The sequence below is a fragment of the Vreelandella sp. 2A-K22 genome (genome assembly GCF_054065485.1).
Map to the genome: position 1 here is coordinate 267,536 of NZ_JBSUGC010000004.1, position 17,444 is coordinate 284,979.

The window sequence follows — 17,444 nt, forward strand, 5'->3', positions numbered from 1 at the left end:
AACTTTCGTGCCCCCCCGGCGCTACAGTGCCCATTCACCGGAAAAAATGCCAAACCACGCTGTGGTCCGTGCCCATACTCCACAGAAGTACAACGACGACAAGCAGCGCCTCCAGCACCAAAACACCGATACCCAGCGTCGTGGTCGACAGAATAAACCCCTGCTTATGACTGATTCCCAGAAAGCTGGGCGTTCCCTTGTAGAGCAGATAGGTGCTATAGAGCAGGCCGATCACCATCCCTAGCACACACAACCAGAAAACCGGATATAGCGCAAAAACGCCGCTGAGGAACATCGGGGTCGCAATATAACCTGCGAAGATAATACAGTCGCGGCGGCTAGGTCGATTCTCAATACGGCGGGCCATCCAATGGATCACACTCCCCACCACCCCCACAGCCATTAGCATCAGCGCATAAAAAGCCACGCCTAAGGCAATACCGTTGGCAAGGGAGACTTTATAGGTTTCCGAACCACCATAAGTCCAGCCTACCTGGGTGGTGCCTATCAGGGCACAGACAACAGGAACGGCAGCGAGTAACAGGACATGGTGAGCATAGAGATGACTGACAGACTCATGCTCCTCACTGATCTTATACCACTCCCGTTCAGGATGATGGAGAAGCCCCCAAACATGATTGACCATAACGACCTCCCGTTTTTGTGGACACGCTATTGTTAGGATCAGACGATGATCGATCGGATCAACAAGGTTCCGAATCATTTTTAGTGTAGAACACAAAATCATTTTCGGAGGTGAGGATTTTTCTTTGCTAAGGTGGGGTAGCTCATTCTATTCATTGGTGGAGTTCATATGCGTATTCTGTTCACCGGCGGCAGTGGCAAAGCTGGTCGCCATGCGACCGCTTATCTTCGCGATCAAGGCCACCGCGTCACCAATTTGGACTGGGTGGCATCTGATGTGCCCGGTATTACTACTCTGAAAACCGATCTGACCGATGCTGGGCAAGTGTTTAATGCTTGCCAAGCCTACGCTGGGTTCGATGAGCTGGAACCCGGCACCGGCGTGCCGCGTTATGATGCGATAGTCCACTTCGCGGCCATACCAGCCATTCTGCATCGGCCGGACAACGAGACCTACCGCATCAATACCCTAAGTACCTACAACATTCTTGATGCCGCCACCAAGCTGGGCATTCCCAAGGTTATCTTCGCCTCTAGCGAGACCACCTACGGTGTCTGCTTCGCTGATGGCGAGCAAAAACCCGACTACTTGCCCGTCGATGAAGAGCACCCCACCGTGCCTCAAGATAGCTACGCCATAAGCAAGGTAGTGAACGAAGTAACGGCACGCTCCTTCCAGGCGCGCTCGGGCATCGATATCTACGGCCTGCGCATCAACAACGTTATCGAGCCCCACGAGTACCGTCAGGATTTCCCAGCCTACATGGATGATCCCGCCCTGCGCCGCCGCAATATCTTCGCCTACATCGACGCCCGCGACCTGGGCCAGATGGTCGATTGCTGCCTGAAAACGGATGGCCTTGGCTACCAGGTATTTAACGTCGCCAATAACGAACTGTCAGTGGGCCTGACCAACGCACAAGTGATAGAGCGCTTCTACTCCGGCGTACCCATCAAGCACGAAATGGGCGAATTCGAAACCTTCTACTGCATCGAAAAGGCCCGTCGTCTGGTCGGCTTTGAACCACGCCACTCCTGGCGGGAAGAGCTGGAGCAGTAAGTATCACCCCTTTATCGGCACAAACACCGGTGCACCATCCACCTCTACTACCGCTAGCTTTTGGCGGTAGAGGTCTTCCAGCGCACTGGGCTCCAGCATGCTATCCCGCGGGCCCCAGCACGCCTCACCATTGGGATAAAGCAACAGCACATGGTCGCACCAGCGGGCAGCAAGGTTTAGGTCGTGTAAACACATGATGACCGCCTGCCCCTGGGCAGCCTGCTCTGCCATTAGCGCCATCACGGCACTCTGGTGATGAAGATCCAGATGGTTGGTGGGTTCATCCGCTAGCCACACATTGGGCGCTTGCGTCAGCACCGTGGCAATCGCCACCCGCTGGCGCTCGCCACCGGAAAGAGTGCTTACCAGACGGTCACGTAGGTGCGCAACATCCAGGCGCTCAAGGGCGGCTTCCGCGCGGGCGTAGTCTTCAGCCCCCTCCATCTGCCAAGGCGATAGATAAGGGTGACGGCCAATCAGCGCGGTTTCCAACACGGTTGCTGGAAACCCATCCTGGCGATCTTGAAACACTAACCCCAAGCACTGAGCAACATGGCGGCGGCGCAGTTGGCCAAGCGCTAAATCGTTGAGCTGAACACTGCCTGAACGTGGCGCTTGCAGCCCAGCTAAGGTGTGTAATAGCGTCGTTTTTCCCGCACCGTTAGGCCCTAACACACCCCACACCTGCCCTGGTTCGATGGTTATATTAAGCTGCGTACCGCCTTCGCGGCCAGGCACATCGATGATGAGATTACGGGTAGCCAGTACGCTCATCAGCGGCTCCGGTAGAGCAGAAACAGGAAGGTAGGCACACCTAATAGCGCGGTGATTACTCCTACGGGCAACTGTTCCGGGGCGATCATGGTGCGCGCCAGGGTATCGGCCAGCACCAACAGCGTGCCACCCGCCAGTGCGCAGGCGGGCAGTATCAGCCGTTGATCATTGCCTAGCAGTAAACGCAGCATATGAGGTACCACTAGACCGACAAAACCAATGCTGCCTGCGGTAGTAACGGCAGCAGCAGTCAGCAGACTGGCGGCAATATAGATACACCACTCAAGCGGTCTGACCGCAACGCCCAGCGCGGCGGCTTGCTGCGGGCCACGGGCCAGCACATTCAGGCTCCGCCCGAGCGGAATCAGCACCACGCAGGTAGCCAGTAACAGCAGTAGCGGCGGCCAAGGCGTACGCGCATAGGAGAGATCACCCATGAGCCAGTAAAGCATACCCGGCAGACGTTCGGCGGGGCTCAACGCCAGCATCAAGGTAATCACCGCGCCCCACCCCGCCGCGACAACCACACCCGTTAGCAACAGCCGTGACGGCGTCCAGCCGCCGCTGCCGTGGGCCAAACCAAACACTAAAAATGTCGAAAATAGCGCACCGCCAAATGCTGAACCAGAAATCGCTAGCCCGCCGAGCCCTCCCAGCATGGCTGCCAATGCGCCAATAGAGGCACCGCCGGAAAGGCCAAGCACATAAGGGTCTGCCAGGGGGTTACGCAGCAACACCTGCATCAACGCACCGGCTACCGCCAGCAAGCCACCCACCGCAAAGGCACTTAGCGCTCTGGGCAAGCGCAGCTCGATCACCATGGTGCGCGCCAAGGCATCACCCTGGCCCTGCAAATAGTCACCCATCAACACCTGCCAAATTTGCGCAGGAGAGATTTGCGCGCTACCGACACCAATGGCGATGACCAGCGAAGTCAAGGCCGCTAGTAATAGCAGGCTCAGCGGCAGTCCCAAGCGTGCGAGCATTAACTGCGCTCACGTTTTTGGCGGGCGATGTCGAGCTTCTCACAGAGGAGCTGGGTGCCCTCCATCAGTCGCGGCGTGGGCCGTTGAATCAGTGAGGGCGGCACAAAAAAGAGGTTATCTTCCGCAACCGCCGTCAAGTTGGGATACTGCTCCCAGTGCGTCAGCCAGTGGCGATTCTCTTCCCCCATGCCACCGGCAACAATCGCTTCAGGATTCGCTGCCAGCACGGCTTCATCATCGATACGCGGCACCAGGCGCGACTGCTCGCCAAACACATTTTCACCGCCACAAATCTCAACCATTTGGCCGATCAGGTGCTGGTCGTTAACGCTCATTAGCGGCTCATCCCACACTTGGTAAAACGTGGGTACCGGCTCCCGGTCTCGGTAGCGCTCTTCAAGGGCCACCATGGTATTGCGGAAATTGGCGGCCACTGCTTGTCCCGCTGTTTCTGTGCCTGCCAGCCTTGCCAAGCGCTCAATGGCGCTGGCCACGCCTTCTACATTGCGGGGCTCGATATAAAACACCGGCATGCCCAGGGCTTCCAGGGTTTCAAGCTGTTCGGCGGGGTTACCCGTCACCCAACCAATCACTATATCGGGTGCAAGCCCCACCAGCTTTTCTAAATCAATCCGGGTATGGCTGCCCACTGACGCCACTTGTTTGGCTTCCGGGGGATAGTCGCTATACGAGACGACGGCGACCACTTGATCTCCTGCGCCAGCCGCATAAGTCAGCTCGGTTGCGCCAGGGGAGAGCGTGGCTATTCGCTGAGCAGCATTATGCAGACAGACCTCACGGTCACGATCATCCACTGCGCAGCGCGAGTGCTCGCGTGCCGCTGCAGATGACGCCATCAACAGCAGCGCGAGGCCCAGGGCCCCGCGCGCAAAATCACTTTTTCTATTGGCCAAAGTGAACACTCAAGAACCCTGCTCGGCCAGCGTTGATGTAATCACGGGTGGTTGAATACTCTTTATCAAAGGCATTTTCTAGCGTAACACGAGCGCTCCAGAGTGGCGCAAACTGCCAGCCAGCGCGCAGGTTAACCAGCCCATAGCCTCCTAAACGCTGGGTATTGGTGGTGTTATCGTAACGGTAACTCTGCGCTACTAGGGAGCCCCCCAACGACCAATCGCCAAGTTCCCGATCTGCATCCAATCGCACACTTTGAGTGGCCCGGCGGGCTAATCGATTGCCGGTTGCCCGGTCTTCCGGATCCAGGTAGGTGAAGGCAGCTTGGAGTGTCCAGTCGTTGACCTCTACGCCGCTTGACAGCTCAGCCCCGCGTATACGCGCGCTGTTAACGTTTTGCGGCGCCCATAAGCCACTCGACGTTGGCGCCCAGGCAATCATGTCGTCGTAGTCGTTTTGAAAGGCGGCCAAGTCCCAGAACCACTGGCTGTATTGGCCGCGAACGCCCACCTCGACGGTTTCAGAGGTTTCCGGATTGAGATCAGGGTTACCCGAATCCGGCCAATAAAGGTCATTGAAGCTCGGTGCTTTAAACGCAGTACCTACACTGGCACGCAGCGTGTGGTAGTTATCCAGATCGTAGCCCAGCGCCAAGCTGCCGGTGACTTCATCACCATAGGCTTCGTTATCGTCATAACGCAGGCTTGCTTGAATGGCGAACGGCGAAAAGTCGAGTAACCCTTGGGTAAACACTGCTTTGTTATCACGGCTGGTAACGTCAAAATCGTTGGTGCTTGAAACGCGGTCTTCGCTGATTTCAGCGCCAGCGATTAACTCATGGGCACCAAACTGAATGTTATTCTGCCAACGGGCGGTTTGCGTGCGGGTATCGATGATTGAGTCGCCAAAATTGTCTCGCGTGTCCAGCTCATCCCGGGCTTCGCTAAGGGTCAGTCGGCTCTGCCACATATCGGTTACCGGCAACTCAGCGTAGACGCCTGCTACCTGCTGGACGAAGTCATTCTCTCCACCGTCATATTCGTTGTTACCACGAACGCGCAGTGCCAACACGCCGACTTCAGCGCCACTCTCAAAGATATGCGCAACGCGGGCTAGCGCTGAGGTATTGTCGTATCCTTTGTCTTCACCGCCCCGACGAATGGGCTGACCATCGGTATTGAAATGGCTAGCGGCAAAGCTGTAGCGCGTGCCCCCATCGCGCCCCGAAACGCCTGCGCTTAACCGCTGGGTATTGAATGAACCACCGCCGACTGACATTCTCGGTTGCGGCCCTTCTTCGTCACCCTCAGGGGTAAACAGTTGAATCACTCCGCCGACCGCATCCGCGCCGTAAAGGCTACCGCGGGGGCCGCGCACGATCTCAGCACGGTCAAACATACGCGGGTCCAAGTACTGAAATGCAGCACCGCCCGCCGTGGCGGATCGTAGCCGGATACCATCGATCATTAGCACAGAGGCATCGCTGGGCGCACCGCGTAGATAAACGCTGCTACTTTTGCCAAAGCTGCCGTTACTCGTGACATCAACGCCCGGCTGGCCGCGCAGAAGATCCGTCAGGCTGGTGGGGTCTTGGCGGCGAAAAGTGGCTTCATCCAGTACGCTAACGGAAGAGAGGCTTTCATTGGCGGTGCGGGGCGCTAACGCAGCGGTAACGACCACAGGATCAAGCGTGGCCAAATCGGTCGCTGTTTCGGCGTATTGGGCGTCGGCTTGGATGTGAAAGGCTAGCGGTAAAGCAGCCATACTAAACGCCGCCCATTTGGCGGTGGTGTGGAAACGGTGGTTCATGTGAGACCCCTTGCTCGTTGTGCTCACCCGCACAGCGCATTTTTTTGACCGAACGGAGGATCAAACAAGGGAGTCTCGGTCGCGCTGTATGATCGCATCGCGCCACCGTTAATCGCCCTGAGAGCACCCTCCGCGCCTCGGCATATATCGGTTCAGGTTGAACCATTACTCTCGGGCCGGTCTCCGGGCTGACGAGCGAAAGACGTCTTCATTCTTTCCGAACGACCACCTTCCCGTGCGTTAGCACAGTGGCGTCTTAGCCGTTCTTATCTCGATCACCGTTGCGGGGGCAGCGTTGGAATCACGCAAGGCGTTCACCAACTTCCCGTTTCACTAGCGGCTTTAATCCACCGCCAGCACCTGAGAGTGGGCGTAAGCTAGCAACTTGCCCAAGAGAGGTCAATTCATGATGAGCTGCTAGAGTAAAGGCAGTGCACGGAACAGGAGACGGCCATGATCGATTTCTCGGCAGCCGGTGTGCCACGCTGGTTAAAGCTGGCTTTTACACTGTGGATCCTGGTCTGGGCACCAAGCTACGTAGTGCTGCTGGGAGCGCAGAACTTCTTTTGGCTGTGTAATGTGGCGAGTTTTCTGCTATTGGTGGCACTGTGGAGCGAGCAGCGCACTCTGATGTCGATGCAATGGCTAGCGGTGGCACTGGTCGGCAGTTTATGGAGCCTGGACGTCGCCACGGCTGCGCTCACTGGCGTGCATCCTATCGGCGGCACCGAGTATATGTTTGACCCGGAGCATCCACCCATGGCGCGAGCCATGTCGCTCTACCACGTGGTACTGCCGCTGGTGGCGGGTATCTGCGTCGCCAAGCTGGGCTATGCGCGCCGCGCCCTACTGTGGCAGAGCCTACTGACCTGGATTGTGGTGCCATTGACCTATCTGCTGACCGAAGCCGAGCGCAATATCAATTGGGTGCATGGGCCCTTCGGCCAACCCCAGGACAGCCTCAACCCGTTGCTCTATCTGTTTCTACTCTCGCTACTCTGGCCCGTAATAGTCTACCTGCCAGTGCATTTGCTGATGATTGGCTTGCAGCGCTGGCGGAGCCAGGCTTAGCTAAGGAACCTCTGATTAACGTGATGAGCGCAGGCCAGACAAGGCAAAAATCAACGAAAAAAGGATCGGATTCGCGTGCGAATTTAGGAGCTGTAAATGAGCATTTTGATCGGACTCGCGCACGAGGCGATTTTTAACGCTGTATGGTCAAGCGCAGTAGTTAATCAGAGGTTTCTAACTACTTAACCGCCATCACCAACCCATGCCGTACATACCACACATGCTCAGCTTGAGTAGTGTAATCCTGAACCCGCAATAGAAACACTTTCCTTCTCAATTCAACATATCAAATGCAAAGTAGCTGGCCGCCTGTAGGCGATACTCTTGCTGCTGAGACTGTGGCAACGGTTTTATAGTAGCTTCAAAGGCCTCGACCAATTCACTGGCTTGAAGCATCTTTCGACTAGGAGGTAACCGTTTATCCTCTTCACTAAAGAAAGTTTCTTGCCAATCCGCCCAACGGTGCATGTCTTTGAACAAACTATCTGCCATACTAATTAGAGCAACGGGATTAAAGAAATCATGATGGCGATAAAAAACGAAACAACTATCGACTTTTTTGCGCACTTCCGGTGGTGCCTGTAAATTTAAATTCAACAACATCTTATGTTGAAAATACCAACGAATTTTCACATCAAGCTGACGCCAGTACTCCTGCTCTGGGTTATTCTGTGTAGTAAGCTGTTGTAATTCTTCCGCATTATAATACTGCCATCCGTACAGAATATGCCGCTCAAATGTATGGGCTAAAGCACTATTATCTTTGGCTTGATCTGCCACCTTTTCGTAAGCTTCCATCAACTCAAGAGATATATAGCCCAAATGGCGCTGTAAAGCGCCTGCTCGGACTTTTAAACCCTCTAAGCTCGCGGAGGGAAGACTCGACTCAATCAAAGGGTCATCAAGCATATGAGCTACATTTTCATAACGATATCCAAGTGCTTGTTCACAGCATGCCATCACTTCTTTTTGGCGCCCGCTAGCAGCATAGAGACAAGCGGCGGGGTGCAGAATCTCAGGCGACAACCACACATAGTCTGCAAAGTGGGCAAAAACTTCCAGTGCAGAATCAGCTTCGTCGCTAGTCGTTTTATTAACTTTCCCTTTATTGCAGAGCTCGCAACACAGCTGCAGCAAGAAGATGACTAACTTGTGGAATCTCAGATTACCAACATGCCGCTCCCACTTCAAAGAAAAATCAGTAGTAAACCAATGCTTAAGGGCAGAGAATTGCTCGCATATACTGCCTGCCGGCATTTGCGGAAACCATGTATCAGGAACAGTAGCTTCAGATGCATTTTTTGCAAGAAATGCTTTAAATTCCGCTTCGTTTTCACCAAGCCTTCTAACAAACAGCCCTTTAGCTCCTTTGCAGTTAAATATTTGCAGGGAACCGCGAACATCTTCTGCTTCTAGACCATTTAATTCTGGGTAGCCACAAATTCTCTTAACAATTTTAAAACTAGGTGCATCAATACCATCGACGAACCCAATGCCACCCAGCCACACTTTATTAGCGCCCTTAACTATCTGAGTGTCTAAAAAATCCAACATATCAAAACCCGGGCCACCAAGCTCATCTTTATCAATTCTAAAACCACCTTTTCTATAGACTGCATTTATATCTTCTGCAAAGGTCTCCCCAAGCACTTTGAGGGTGCGAGTGTCCATGTTTTGCATAGCAATTAATTCGAGCTCTGCACCCTTCGCTCTAGGCATGAAGACCGTCCCATCAATAATAAAATAATAGTGTGCATGCTTACCGATACGCTTACAGCGGCGCGGTGGAACATTGATCAAGTTCTGACCAATAACTGCATACTGGTGATCACGAATTCCCCACGAAGTGGCCTGTATAGTAGTAGGATCAAGCTCTGGAAAGCTGGCGCATGGCCAAGGAAATTGATGACAAACACTATAGATAGCTTTGCCATTATAGAAGTAGCTGAATTCTAACGAGTTTGAAAGCGGCCTCAAGGTCGCAATACGCACAGGATTTACTGGCGTAGCCACACTTAGATCGAGTTCCTTTTTAGTGTTTCTGCGCTTACTCACCATGTTTCTCCCTTCCCCTATAAATACACAACCTATTCAGCACTACTTCCATCAATGCAATGAACTATATTTCAGCGCGCATGCGTTTTATCTGGAAAAATCTATTAAAAACTTACTTAACACCAGCACCAGCAAAGGCATTAAGGAAAAAACTATTCCGCTATCAAAGGCAATAATACAGCGCTCAAAAGAACATAAACGTGGTGACAGAAAACCAAACCATTGGAAACGCCTTTCCCTCTAAAGCCAACAACTTGGATACTTTCTTACCATTTTTAATCTACATTCAACTAGTTCGCTTCTAAATTTTGCGACCTCATACGGTTCAAATACTGTAACAATTTGCTAGATGATCAATACCAGCAACCACCCTAAAAACAACAACACGGGGGGTAACGCAATGGATAGTCGAGTTGATGCCAATTCCAACACACCACCTAAGACTGACAAAACAGTCGTAAACAGCCAAGCAAATACAGCGCTATAAAAAGCTATACCAGCCAACTCATTAAAGCACTGCCATAACGCATAATCGCCTATACTGCTCTTACCCATAAACTGTTCAGCCTGCCAGCTCCAGTATAGAAACAATGCAATGATAACCAGCTGCGCCAGCAACGACACACTGAAAATTCTAGCCACCTACCAACTCCCCGTTCATGGGAAACCAGCTCGACTTCCAGCTCTACTTTTATTCCTATTGGTAGTGAATCGAATTTTCATCAACTTGTTGAAGCTCCCAATTCACAAATTTAACGCCAACCCCATGTTCTTGTTCCCACTTTGACCAAAACCCCATTCCAAACTCACCAGTGGTTTCAGCATCCTGAATAAACAGTGATTGATAGGTCAATAATGGCGCCAGTTCATACGCTTTGCTGAGAAACGGTGCAAACTCGTCTGGCTCGCTCCCCCATTCCGTAAAAGCCCGACGATAATCAGCTAATGACGCGTTATATTGCGCGTAGATTGAGTTTGCCGCTGCGGAATGGATCTCAACAAGATGTTGAAGATAGCCGTTGATGGTTTCAATCTGTATACGACTAGGAGCTTTTCCTCGCTGTATAAAGCAAATTTCCACGGTAGTATCCACGCCGAGGAATGACAGCTCCAATTCGCCGACTAACAGATCATCTTCCCTACAAAGGCGTTTAAACCAGCTGGTTAATTCCATAATTAAACGCCAGACCCTGCTCAAATGATAATAATCATTCACTATTCACTTATTTGAAACCACTCGGACAAGAAAGGATCTTCTTCGATTAAATCAGGTGTAGGCTGCACCAAAAAGCCATAGCCAGGATCGATCTCTAACGCTTTCTTTTCCTGCACAATCGCTCTAATTACCTCGAGGGATGGTTTTTTCTTAACGTCTTCCTGCTCTTCTTCAGAGCAAGTCGACCAGAGATGCGCGCCTAACGCCGTGTACCAAATACTGATCAACTCACGGTCATTTTGGGCTGCGGCAGCAATCATCACTTCTTTTACCATGTCTACAATATCTATCGCTGCTGGCGGCAGTGCGTCGTTACCCGTAAGCACGCCTAAATCGACAAATCGTTGCCAGAGCAGCGAACCGGCATCACAAAATAAATGGGGTGGTTTAACATACCCTACGGCCGGGTTTGTCTGACTATGCCACTTTTCTTCTGGATGTAGATTTACAAATGTAAAGTCTTGAATACTATAAAAAAATTCTTTATTTTCTGAATATTCAGGATGCTGTTCAATGTTAAATTGATACACAAACCTATGCTTCAGTAGGGTATCGATAACCCTCAAGTGAGTAAAACCAGTATCCCAACTTTCTTGAAATTGATAGAGATTCCAGAATAAAGCGCGCTGCTCGAAACTGCCGTGCTCACCAGCTTGGTCAAGATAATTGACCGACATTTCAACCAGATCTTCAAATTCATGCATCGACATTTATCAATTCCTTATGTGCCGACTAGTGGTTAATCGACGTAGTGTGGACTGCCTGCATCGTCTAGATTCAGCACTCTACAGCTTAAAATCAGACACAAGCTTTAAGGCTTTCAGTTACCTGGTGACCACGTTATAACTCGCTACTGTGATGACCATTTTGAGGATGAGAGGCAAGTCATTGTCGCGCATCCAATGTTCGTTCTTGGCCTCAGTAACGGAGTCGTGAGCATCTTCAGCCAATCAATATGGACTTCTTCACCACAGTGCATCGACATGTTTAAGCCAATAAGTTCTTCTCTCGCGAAAATACTCTTGTCGTAGCTGGCTATTTGGTAGCGCGCTTATAGCGAATCAATATCCCATGATAGTTCGATAGAATTTTTCGTTACTAGTGACAGTCGCTCCGTGGATCATTCACTGCTCATGAGAATTGACTAAGATAGCGAGTCAAAAGCTAAAAACAACCTTTAAAGGTTAAATTCTGGGCAAGTCACAGCGATCACTTACACGCGTAAGAGATCGCTTACAAAATTTTAAGCAATGGCTTACAAAGCCAATGAAAATCATCAAATGGCTGGGGCATCGAACTAAGTCAGCTACTTAACCGCCATCACCAACCCATGCCGGACATACCACACCTGTTCAGCCTGGGCAGTGGAATCCTGAACAAACCAGCCATTAAGATCGCGTAGGCGGCGCTGTTCGGGCTGCATGGGCACAATCCCACGGCCAACTTCGTTGGCAATGATGATTAACGGTGCGTTTAGCTCTTCGGCGCGCTGGCAGAGTGCTGCCATATCGCTCTGCCACTGCTGTCGCAGGGCATCGTTATCGTCACGCTCAAGCGCAGCGCCAAGCCATTCAAGCACACCTGTGAGAACAAGCGGCGTATCGGCTACGAGCGCTTGCTGGCTATCGCTGAAGGGCTTAGCAGCATCCAGTCGCCACCAATTCGCCTTGAGAAAACGTTCAGCTACAGCGTCTCGTTTGCCAGCGCAGGCACCGCCGATGAAGAGCTGCATTGCCATTCTCCTTGTCCATGGTCGTCTTGCTGATAAATAAGCTGCCAGCGCCTGCCTTGGGCTTGGAGCACGGTGCCGTCCCAGAAATGAATCGTTTCAAAGCGGCGGCGCAGCTCACGAATCACGCCACCATGGGTGACGGCCAGAATCTTTTTATGGCCGTCGACGCGGCCATTCGTAGCCAGGTCATGCAACCAAGCGTCTAAACGCTCACGCAGTTGGGCCGCCGATTCTCCGCCGGGAATTTGCAGTTCGCCCACGCTATCAATCCAGGCACGGTAATGGGGTAAGTCTTTCAGCTCATCGTAAACTTTGCCTTCGTACTCGCCAAAATCGAGCTCACGCAGGCGTTGCTCAAGTACAAGCGGTACGCCAGCCTTGGCGACATCAGCCCACTCCAGGGTTTGCTGGCAGCGGCTAAGATCGCTTGAATAGATAGCATCGAATCGCTCATTCGCCAGTGCGTCACGCAGTTCCAGCAACCCTGCTTCAGCATCGGGAAACAGCAGCGGAATGTCCTGCTGGCCTTGGTAACGGCGCTCTAAATTCCAAGCGGTGATACCGTGGCGAACTGCCACCAGCTCCACAGTAAGATCAGTAGCCAAAGCTCTCCTCCTTCAATGGTGGCACCGACCATATCGCCGTTAATGCCGTTAAACAGTCGCAACATTAGCCAGCGGATTAGTAACACGAAAACAGTAACCGTTAGCATCATCAACACTATCGCGGGCGCTAGTAGGGCTATCAACACAATCGGCACCAGCGCTAGTGCCACATCCTGTCCGCTAAGCGATTGCTGCCAGCTCCACGCCAAGCCCTTCTGCTGGGCGCAGGGCGTTAGCACCAGTAATGCAACACCAGCCCAGCGACCTAGTGCAGGTAACATCAACAGCCACCACAAGGGAGCCTGATAGGCCAGCAACGCCCATAGCAGAACGCCCTTCCAGGCGAGCAAAAACACTAGCGCCAGCATTCCAAAGCTGCCGATTTGCGGATCTTTCATGATTTCCCAGCGGCGCGCCAGGGGCTGATTGCTGCCCAGGGCATCGGCGATGTCCATTACGCCGTCCAAATGCAGCCCACCCGAAAGCGCCACCCAGAGGCTTAGCACCGTCAACGCGGTGACCGGCGCAGGAACGTTTTGCATCCCCAGCGCTACTAGCGCCAGCAAGCCCCCTATCATCAGCCCCACTAATGGATAGGCCCGCACTGCCCAGCGACGGGTATTGGGCGTCCAGGGAACAGCTATAGGAATCGGGACTCGGGTCAGAAACTGCAGCGCCAGCAGCACACCGAACAAGGCATTTTTCAAACGATTACCTCCTTCTCATGCTTCCATTCCTGATGCTTCCACTTAATGGCACAGCCTGCGACGACTTCGAGCACGGAATCGGCCTCTTGCGCTACCCAGCAGTGAGCCCGCTGTAGAAATGCCAGATAGCGCCAGGTTTCAGCATCCGTAGGCGGCAGAGCTTCGTTGATATCATTGGAGACAATCACTAGATAAAGGCTGCGCGCGCGGGCATCAGCCAGTGCGTTTACTAGCAACGCTAAGCCTTCTTCTTCGCTTAGTTTACTGGCGTACAGGACTTGGCTGGCCCATAGCGTTAAGCAATCCAGCAGCACGGCGCCACCATCAGGCACCTTGGCAATCGATTGATCAATATGCAGCGGTGCCTCTAGCGTTTTCCATTGAACGGTGTGCCACTGCCCTTGCCTGGATTGACGATGACGCTCCACCCGCTCAGCCATCTCGTCGTCGTATATGTCTGCGGTGGCTAAGTAGTAACAGGGCGAACTGCCTGCTGCACTAACTGCTAGCTGCTCGGCGATATCACTTTTGCCGGAACGCGCCCCGCCGCTAACGAAGACAATCATGCAGTTCCTTTTTCCAAAATATTTTCCAAAACATGCTTCAACACGCTTATCAGCCGTCGATTAGCAGGGGCATCGCGCAGCGCTACCCGCAGCCAATCACCATTGAGCCCGGCAAAATTATGGGTATGACGCACTAAAATACCCCGGCGTAGCAGCTGCTCAAATAACGCATCGCTGGTGATTGCCTGCGCGGCACTGGGCCGGATAAGAAAAAAACACGCCTGGCTGGGCACGACTTCCAGCCCTAGTTGAGCAAGCGCCTCAGCCATGCGCGAGCGCTCGCTAGCCAACCACCGCTGGGTGCGCCGGGCAAAGGCATCATCTGCCAATAGTGGCGCCACCAGTTCAGCCGCGAGGTGGTTGACACTCCAGGGTGGCTGATGATCCTGTGCCGCTTGAACCGTGGTCGCATCCGCCAGCAGGTAGCCCAGCCGGAGCCCCGGCAGGGTATAAAACTTGGTCATTGAGTGGAGCAGCAGCAGATGCGGGTAGCGCGCCAGTAGCGGTGCCAGCGACGCCTCTTGTGACGTCTCGCCCAGCGTCTCACCCACCATATCGATAAAGGCTTCGTCGACCACAACGCGACAATCCATCACAGCGGTGTAATTCAACAGGTCTTCCATTGCTGAAATATCGATAAGCGTAGCGGTCGGATTATTGGGGCGGCATAGAAACAGCACATCGATGTCGTTAAGCCCAGCCGTTAGCGCGTCTATGTCCAGCGTGAAGTGCGGCGCGGGCAGCGCGATCTCGCTGATTGAAAGCCGATGGGCGCGGCAAGCGCGGGCATACTCGCCAAAGCTTGGGGTAATAATCGCCGCTCGCTTACCCGCATGCAGCGCGGCGGCGAGGAAAATAGCCTCAGCGCCACCGTTGGTGAGCAATACCTGTTCGGGCTGAAGCTGGTGATGGGTGGCGATGGCCTGGCGTGCAGCGGCGTAATTCGGCGCGGGGTAGCGCTCAAGACCTGCCAGTTGCTTAGCCAGCCAATCGCTAACCCACGCCGGAGGCCCCAAGGGGTTAAGATTGGCACTAAAGTCGTCCAGGCGGTGATCGGCGGGCAAGCCGAAATGGGCCAGCAGCGTCTCGGCCTGGCCGCCATGCCTGGGCCATGGAGCGTTGGGCAATAGAGGAGTACTCATAGCGATCCTCGCAGCATAAACATCAATCCAGCTATTACCCCAGCAAGCAGCAACATAAACAGTATCCAGGCGCCGTACATTAAACAAAGTGTGGTGCTGATATGGGCAACACGCAGTTGCTCAAGCGGCTCGCCCAAGGTCGCACGGTGTGAGGCCTCGCCTGCATAGAAATTGGTGCCGCCCAGCTGCACGCCGAGCAAACGGGCCACTATGGCTTCTGGCCAACCGGCGTTGGGGCTGGGGTGGCGCGGTGCATCGCGGAAGGTGCCCCACAGTGCGCCTTGCCAGCGCAATCGTACAACACCTGAAAGGCTTAATAGCAAGCCTGCGAGCCATAGACACAGCGCGGTTAAGCGTGCCGGTACCCAATTAGCTAGATCGTCCAGCTTGGCAGAGGCAAAGCCAAAATTGGCATAGCGCTGGTTTTTGTAGCCTACCATCGAATCAAGAGTATTGACTGCCTTGTACGCCAGCGCTAGCGGCGCCCCGCCGATCAGCGCGAAAAATAGCGGCGCAGTAATGCCGTCAACGGTATTTTCCGCCACTGTTTCCACCGTGCCCCGGGTAATCTCCGCTTCGTCTAGATTTTGCGTATCGCGGCCAACAATCATCCCCAGCGCCTTGCGGGCGGCAGGCAAATCGCCTTGAGAAAGCGGTTGGATCACGGCGCGGGCCGCATCGCCCAAGCCTTTGATCGCCAGCGTAGTAGAGAGCAGCCAAAGCTCGGCGATCAGCGCTAGCCCTGGGTGCAAGCGTTCCAGCAGCGTCAGCGTTAGCCAGCTAATACCCCATACGCCGCCGACGACAATAATGGTTAGCAGAAAGCCACTAACTTTGCGCTGCTGCGCCGTGCCACGATTCCATAGCCGCTCAAAAGCGCTGATAAAGCGCCCGATCAGCACCACCGGGTGTGGCAATGAGCGCGGATCGCCAACCACTAAATCAATGGCGATCGCGAAGATGATCAGAACAATACCGCCAAAAGTGGCGCCTGGGATCATGGTGATGCCTTATCGCTAACACCGGCATCGGTAAAGGTAGCCATTTCCGCCACCATCGCTGTCGCCGCTTGCAGCAATGGATACGCCAGCGCAGCACCACTGCCTTCCCCTAGCCGCATGCCCATATCGAGAAGCGGCTTGGCCTCCAACGCTTTTAATGCCACATCATGGCCTGGCTCCTGGGAGCGATGGCCAAAAATCAGATAGCCACGAACGGCGGGGCATAGACGGCAAGCGGTTAGCGCTGCGACGGTGGCAATAAAGCCATCCACAATGGCCGGTAAACGCTGGGCTGCTGCTGCCAGATAAGCACCGGTCATAGCGGCTATTTCCAGACCACCCAACTTGGCCAGCACCTCTAGAGGAGCTTGGGAGTCAGCATTACGCGCAGCGATAGCGCGTTCAATCACCGCCACTTTGTGCGCCTGCTGCTGAGGGTTAATCCCGGTTCCGGCGCCCACCACGTTTGCTACTGACTCACCCGTCAGCACCGCCAACATTGCGCTGCTGGCAGTGGTATTGGCGATGCCCATTTCACCCACCATAATGCACTTTGCACCTGCCCTTTTTGCTCGATTAACGGCCGCAATACCCACATCAATCGCGGCTATGGCTTGATCACATTGCATCGCGTCTTCTAACACCATATTGGCGGTGCCATGGAGCACCTTGGCGGAGGTCACCCCAGGCAGTGTTAAAGGCGAAGCGACGCCCACATCCACAATCTCGACCAGCGCGCCTATCTGACGGGCGAAGACATTAATCGCCGCCCCTCCGTTGGCAAAGTTGGCCACCATCTGAGCGGTCACTGCTTGGGGAAAAGCTGACACCCCCTCATCAGCAACCCCGTGATCGGCGGCAAACACAACCACCGCAGGCGGCGTCACGCTGGGCTTGAGTTCACCGGTGATGGCGCTCAGTTGAATAGCCAGCTCTTCCAAGGCACCCAAACTACCTGGCGGCTTGGTCAGCGTATCCAAGTAACGATGCGTTTCTTCACCGGCATTGAGATCAACTGACTGAATGTGGTCAACAATGGCGTGCATGCAGGCTCCAGCCCACTAGGGGTCATCAAACATTCAAAGGCAAAGCGCAAAATGGTAGCAAAAGCCTGAGTGCTATACTTGCTATTTCATTAGCGGGTCTTCCACCCTGTCAGG

18 protein-coding genes and 1 riboswitch are annotated in these 17,444 nt (G+C 53.7%); of the genes, 2 read left to right on the forward strand and 16 right to left on the reverse strand.

Translation table 11 applies throughout. The features are described from left to right. Nucleotides 1–34: 34 nt before the first annotated feature. The gene (locus tag ACW17M_RS07625; RefSeq protein WP_427769806.1) at nt 35–646 is read right to left on the reverse strand and encodes a Yip1 family protein; all 612 of its coding nucleotides are present in this window, start codon (nt 644–646) and stop codon (nt 35–37) included. Nucleotides 647–814: 168 nt separating this feature from the next. Here ACW17M_RS07625 and ACW17M_RS07630 point away from each other — a divergent pair, with 168 nt between their 5' ends. After that, on the forward strand, nt 815–1,705 hold the full coding sequence (locus ACW17M_RS07630) for an NAD-dependent epimerase/dehydratase family protein (RefSeq protein WP_457547166.1): 891 nt from the start codon (nt 815–817) through the stop codon (nt 1,703–1,705). Between the two features lie 3 nt (nt 1,706–1,708). Here the strand turns inward: ACW17M_RS07630 and ACW17M_RS07635 are convergent, their stop codons facing one another. Genes ACW17M_RS07635 through ACW17M_RS07650 form a run of 4 tightly spaced genes read right to left on the reverse strand, consistent with a single transcriptional unit; the run spans nt 1,709 to nt 6,189 of the window. Further along, nucleotides 1,709–2,479: an ABC transporter ATP-binding protein gene (locus tag ACW17M_RS07635; RefSeq protein ID WP_457547167.1), complete on the reverse strand. Its 771-nt coding sequence runs from the start codon at nt 2,477–2,479 to the stop codon at nt 1,709–1,711. Beyond that, nucleotides 2,479–3,465 (reverse strand): FecCD family ABC transporter permease, encoded by a 987-nt coding sequence (locus ACW17M_RS07640; RefSeq protein WP_457547168.1) that lies wholly within the window; start codon nt 3,463–3,465, stop codon nt 2,479–2,481. Before ACW17M_RS07640 ends, ACW17M_RS07635 begins: the two co-directional genes overlap by 1 nt. Continuing rightward, nucleotides 3,465–4,388, reverse strand: a complete 924-nt coding sequence (locus ACW17M_RS07645) for a cobalamin-binding protein (protein WP_457547169.1) — start codon at nt 4,386–4,388, stop codon at nt 3,465–3,467. Before ACW17M_RS07645 ends, ACW17M_RS07640 begins: the two co-directional genes overlap by 1 nt. Continuing rightward, a complete protein-coding gene (locus ACW17M_RS07650; protein ID WP_457547170.1) occupies nt 4,369–6,189 on the reverse strand; it encodes a TonB-dependent receptor domain-containing protein in 1,821 nt (606 codons plus the stop codon). The genes ACW17M_RS07645 and ACW17M_RS07650 overlap by 20 nt, the downstream gene beginning before the upstream one ends. Before the next feature lie 157 nt (nt 6,190–6,346). Next, nucleotides 6,347–6,568, reverse strand: a riboswitch (cobalamin riboswitch). Between the two features lie 74 nt (nt 6,569–6,642). On the opposite strand from ACW17M_RS07650, the gene ACW17M_RS07655 reads away from it, so the two are divergent. Continuing rightward, entirely contained in the window at nt 6,643–7,260 is a 618-nt protein-coding gene (locus tag ACW17M_RS07655) for a hypothetical protein (RefSeq protein ID WP_457547171.1), read from the forward strand. Between the two features lie 273 nt (nt 7,261–7,533). On the opposite strand, the gene ACW17M_RS07660 is transcribed toward ACW17M_RS07655, so the two are convergent. The 11 genes from ACW17M_RS07660 to cobT form a co-directional block, all read right to left on the reverse strand. After that, the gene (locus ACW17M_RS07660) at nt 7,534–9,315 is read right to left on the reverse strand and encodes a hypothetical protein (protein ID WP_457547172.1); all 1,782 of its coding nucleotides are present in this window, start codon (nt 9,313–9,315) and stop codon (nt 7,534–7,536) included. 345 nt (nt 9,316–9,660) lie between these two features. Further along, nucleotides 9,661–9,957 (reverse strand): hypothetical protein, encoded by a 297-nt coding sequence (locus ACW17M_RS07665; RefSeq protein ID WP_457547173.1) that lies wholly within the window; start codon nt 9,955–9,957, stop codon nt 9,661–9,663. A gap of 55 nt (nt 9,958–10,012) precedes the next feature. Then, on the reverse strand, nt 10,013–10,489 hold the full coding sequence (locus ACW17M_RS07670) for a DUF6985 domain-containing protein (RefSeq protein WP_457547174.1): 477 nt from the start codon (nt 10,487–10,489) through the stop codon (nt 10,013–10,015). Between the two features lie 41 nt (nt 10,490–10,530). Continuing rightward, nucleotides 10,531–11,241: a hypothetical protein gene (locus ACW17M_RS07675; RefSeq protein WP_457547175.1), complete on the reverse strand. Its 711-nt coding sequence runs from the start codon at nt 11,239–11,241 to the stop codon at nt 10,531–10,533. Nucleotides 11,242–11,837: 596 nt separating this feature from the next. Further along, nucleotides 11,838–12,263: a bifunctional adenosylcobinamide kinase/adenosylcobinamide-phosphate guanylyltransferase gene (locus ACW17M_RS07680; protein ID WP_457547176.1), complete on the reverse strand. Its 426-nt coding sequence runs from the start codon at nt 12,261–12,263 to the stop codon at nt 11,838–11,840. Then, the gene (locus ACW17M_RS07685) at nt 12,215–12,868 is read right to left on the reverse strand and encodes a histidine phosphatase family protein (protein WP_457547177.1); all 654 of its coding nucleotides are present in this window, start codon (nt 12,866–12,868) and stop codon (nt 12,215–12,217) included. Before ACW17M_RS07685 ends, ACW17M_RS07680 begins: the two co-directional genes overlap by 49 nt. Further along, nucleotides 12,805–13,575, reverse strand: coding sequence for an adenosylcobinamide-GDP ribazoletransferase (gene cobS, locus ACW17M_RS07690; RefSeq protein ID WP_457547178.1), 771 nt, complete (start codon nt 13,573–13,575; stop codon nt 12,805–12,807). Before cobS ends, ACW17M_RS07685 begins: the two co-directional genes overlap by 64 nt. After that, nucleotides 13,572–14,141, reverse strand: coding sequence for a bifunctional adenosylcobinamide kinase/adenosylcobinamide-phosphate guanylyltransferase (locus ACW17M_RS07695; protein WP_457547179.1), 570 nt, complete (start codon nt 14,139–14,141; stop codon nt 13,572–13,574). Before ACW17M_RS07695 ends, cobS begins: the two co-directional genes overlap by 4 nt. Beyond that, entirely contained in the window at nt 14,138–15,283 is a 1,146-nt protein-coding gene (gene cobD, locus ACW17M_RS07700; RefSeq protein ID WP_138800805.1) for a threonine-phosphate decarboxylase CobD, read from the reverse strand. The genes ACW17M_RS07695 and cobD overlap by 4 nt, the downstream gene beginning before the upstream one ends. After that, entirely contained in the window at nt 15,280–16,284 is a 1,005-nt protein-coding gene (gene cbiB, locus ACW17M_RS07705; RefSeq protein WP_414123614.1) for an adenosylcobinamide-phosphate synthase CbiB, read from the reverse strand. The genes cobD and cbiB overlap by 4 nt, the downstream gene beginning before the upstream one ends. Continuing rightward, a complete protein-coding gene (cobT, locus tag ACW17M_RS07710; RefSeq protein ID WP_138800807.1) occupies nt 16,281–17,330 on the reverse strand; it encodes a nicotinate-nucleotide--dimethylbenzimidazole phosphoribosyltransferase in 1,050 nt (349 codons plus the stop codon). The genes cbiB and cobT overlap by 4 nt, the downstream gene beginning before the upstream one ends. Between the last annotated feature and the right edge of the window lie 114 nt (nt 17,331–17,444).

What these genes read in the sequence shown, in the direction of transcription:
- cobD (WP_138800805.1), bottom strand. Translation starts at nt 15,283, where the DNA reads ATGAGTACTCCTCTATTGCCCAACGCTCCATGGCCCAGGCATGGCGGC.
- ACW17M_RS07630 (WP_457547166.1), top strand. Translation starts at nt 815, where the DNA reads ATGCGTATTCTGTTCACCGGCGGCAGTGGCAAAGCTGGTCGCCATGCG.
- ACW17M_RS07650 (WP_457547170.1), bottom strand. Translation starts at nt 6,189, where the DNA reads ATGAACCACCGTTTCCACACCACCGCCAAATGGGCGGCGTTTAGTATG.
- ACW17M_RS07680 (WP_457547176.1), bottom strand. Translation starts at nt 12,263, where the DNA reads ATGCAGCTCTTCATCGGCGGTGCCTGCGCTGGCAAACGAGACGCTGTA.
- ACW17M_RS07655 (WP_457547171.1), top strand. Translation starts at nt 6,643, where the DNA reads ATGATCGATTTCTCGGCAGCCGGTGTGCCACGCTGGTTAAAGCTGGCT.
- ACW17M_RS07675 (WP_457547175.1), bottom strand. Translation starts at nt 11,241, where the DNA reads ATGTCGATGCATGAATTTGAAGATCTGGTTGAAATGTCGGTCAATTAT.
- cbiB (WP_414123614.1), bottom strand. Translation starts at nt 16,284, where the DNA reads ATGATCCCAGGCGCCACTTTTGGCGGTATTGTTCTGATCATCTTCGCG.
- ACW17M_RS07625 (WP_427769806.1), bottom strand. Translation starts at nt 646, where the DNA reads ATGGTCAATCATGTTTGGGGGCTTCTCCATCATCCTGAACGGGAGTGG.
- ACW17M_RS07640 (WP_457547168.1), bottom strand. Translation starts at nt 3,465, where the DNA reads ATGCTCGCACGCTTGGGACTGCCGCTGAGCCTGCTATTACTAGCGGCC.
- ACW17M_RS07670 (WP_457547174.1), bottom strand. Translation starts at nt 10,489, where the DNA reads ATGGAATTAACCAGCTGGTTTAAACGCCTTTGTAGGGAAGATGATCTG.
- ACW17M_RS07695 (WP_457547179.1), bottom strand. Translation starts at nt 14,141, where the DNA reads ATGATTGTCTTCGTTAGCGGCGGGGCGCGTTCCGGCAAAAGTGATATC.
- ACW17M_RS07635 (WP_457547167.1), bottom strand. Translation starts at nt 2,479, where the DNA reads ATGAGCGTACTGGCTACCCGTAATCTCATCATCGATGTGCCTGGCCGC.
- cobT (WP_138800807.1), bottom strand. Translation starts at nt 17,330, where the DNA reads ATGCACGCCATTGTTGACCACATTCAGTCAGTTGATCTCAATGCCGGT.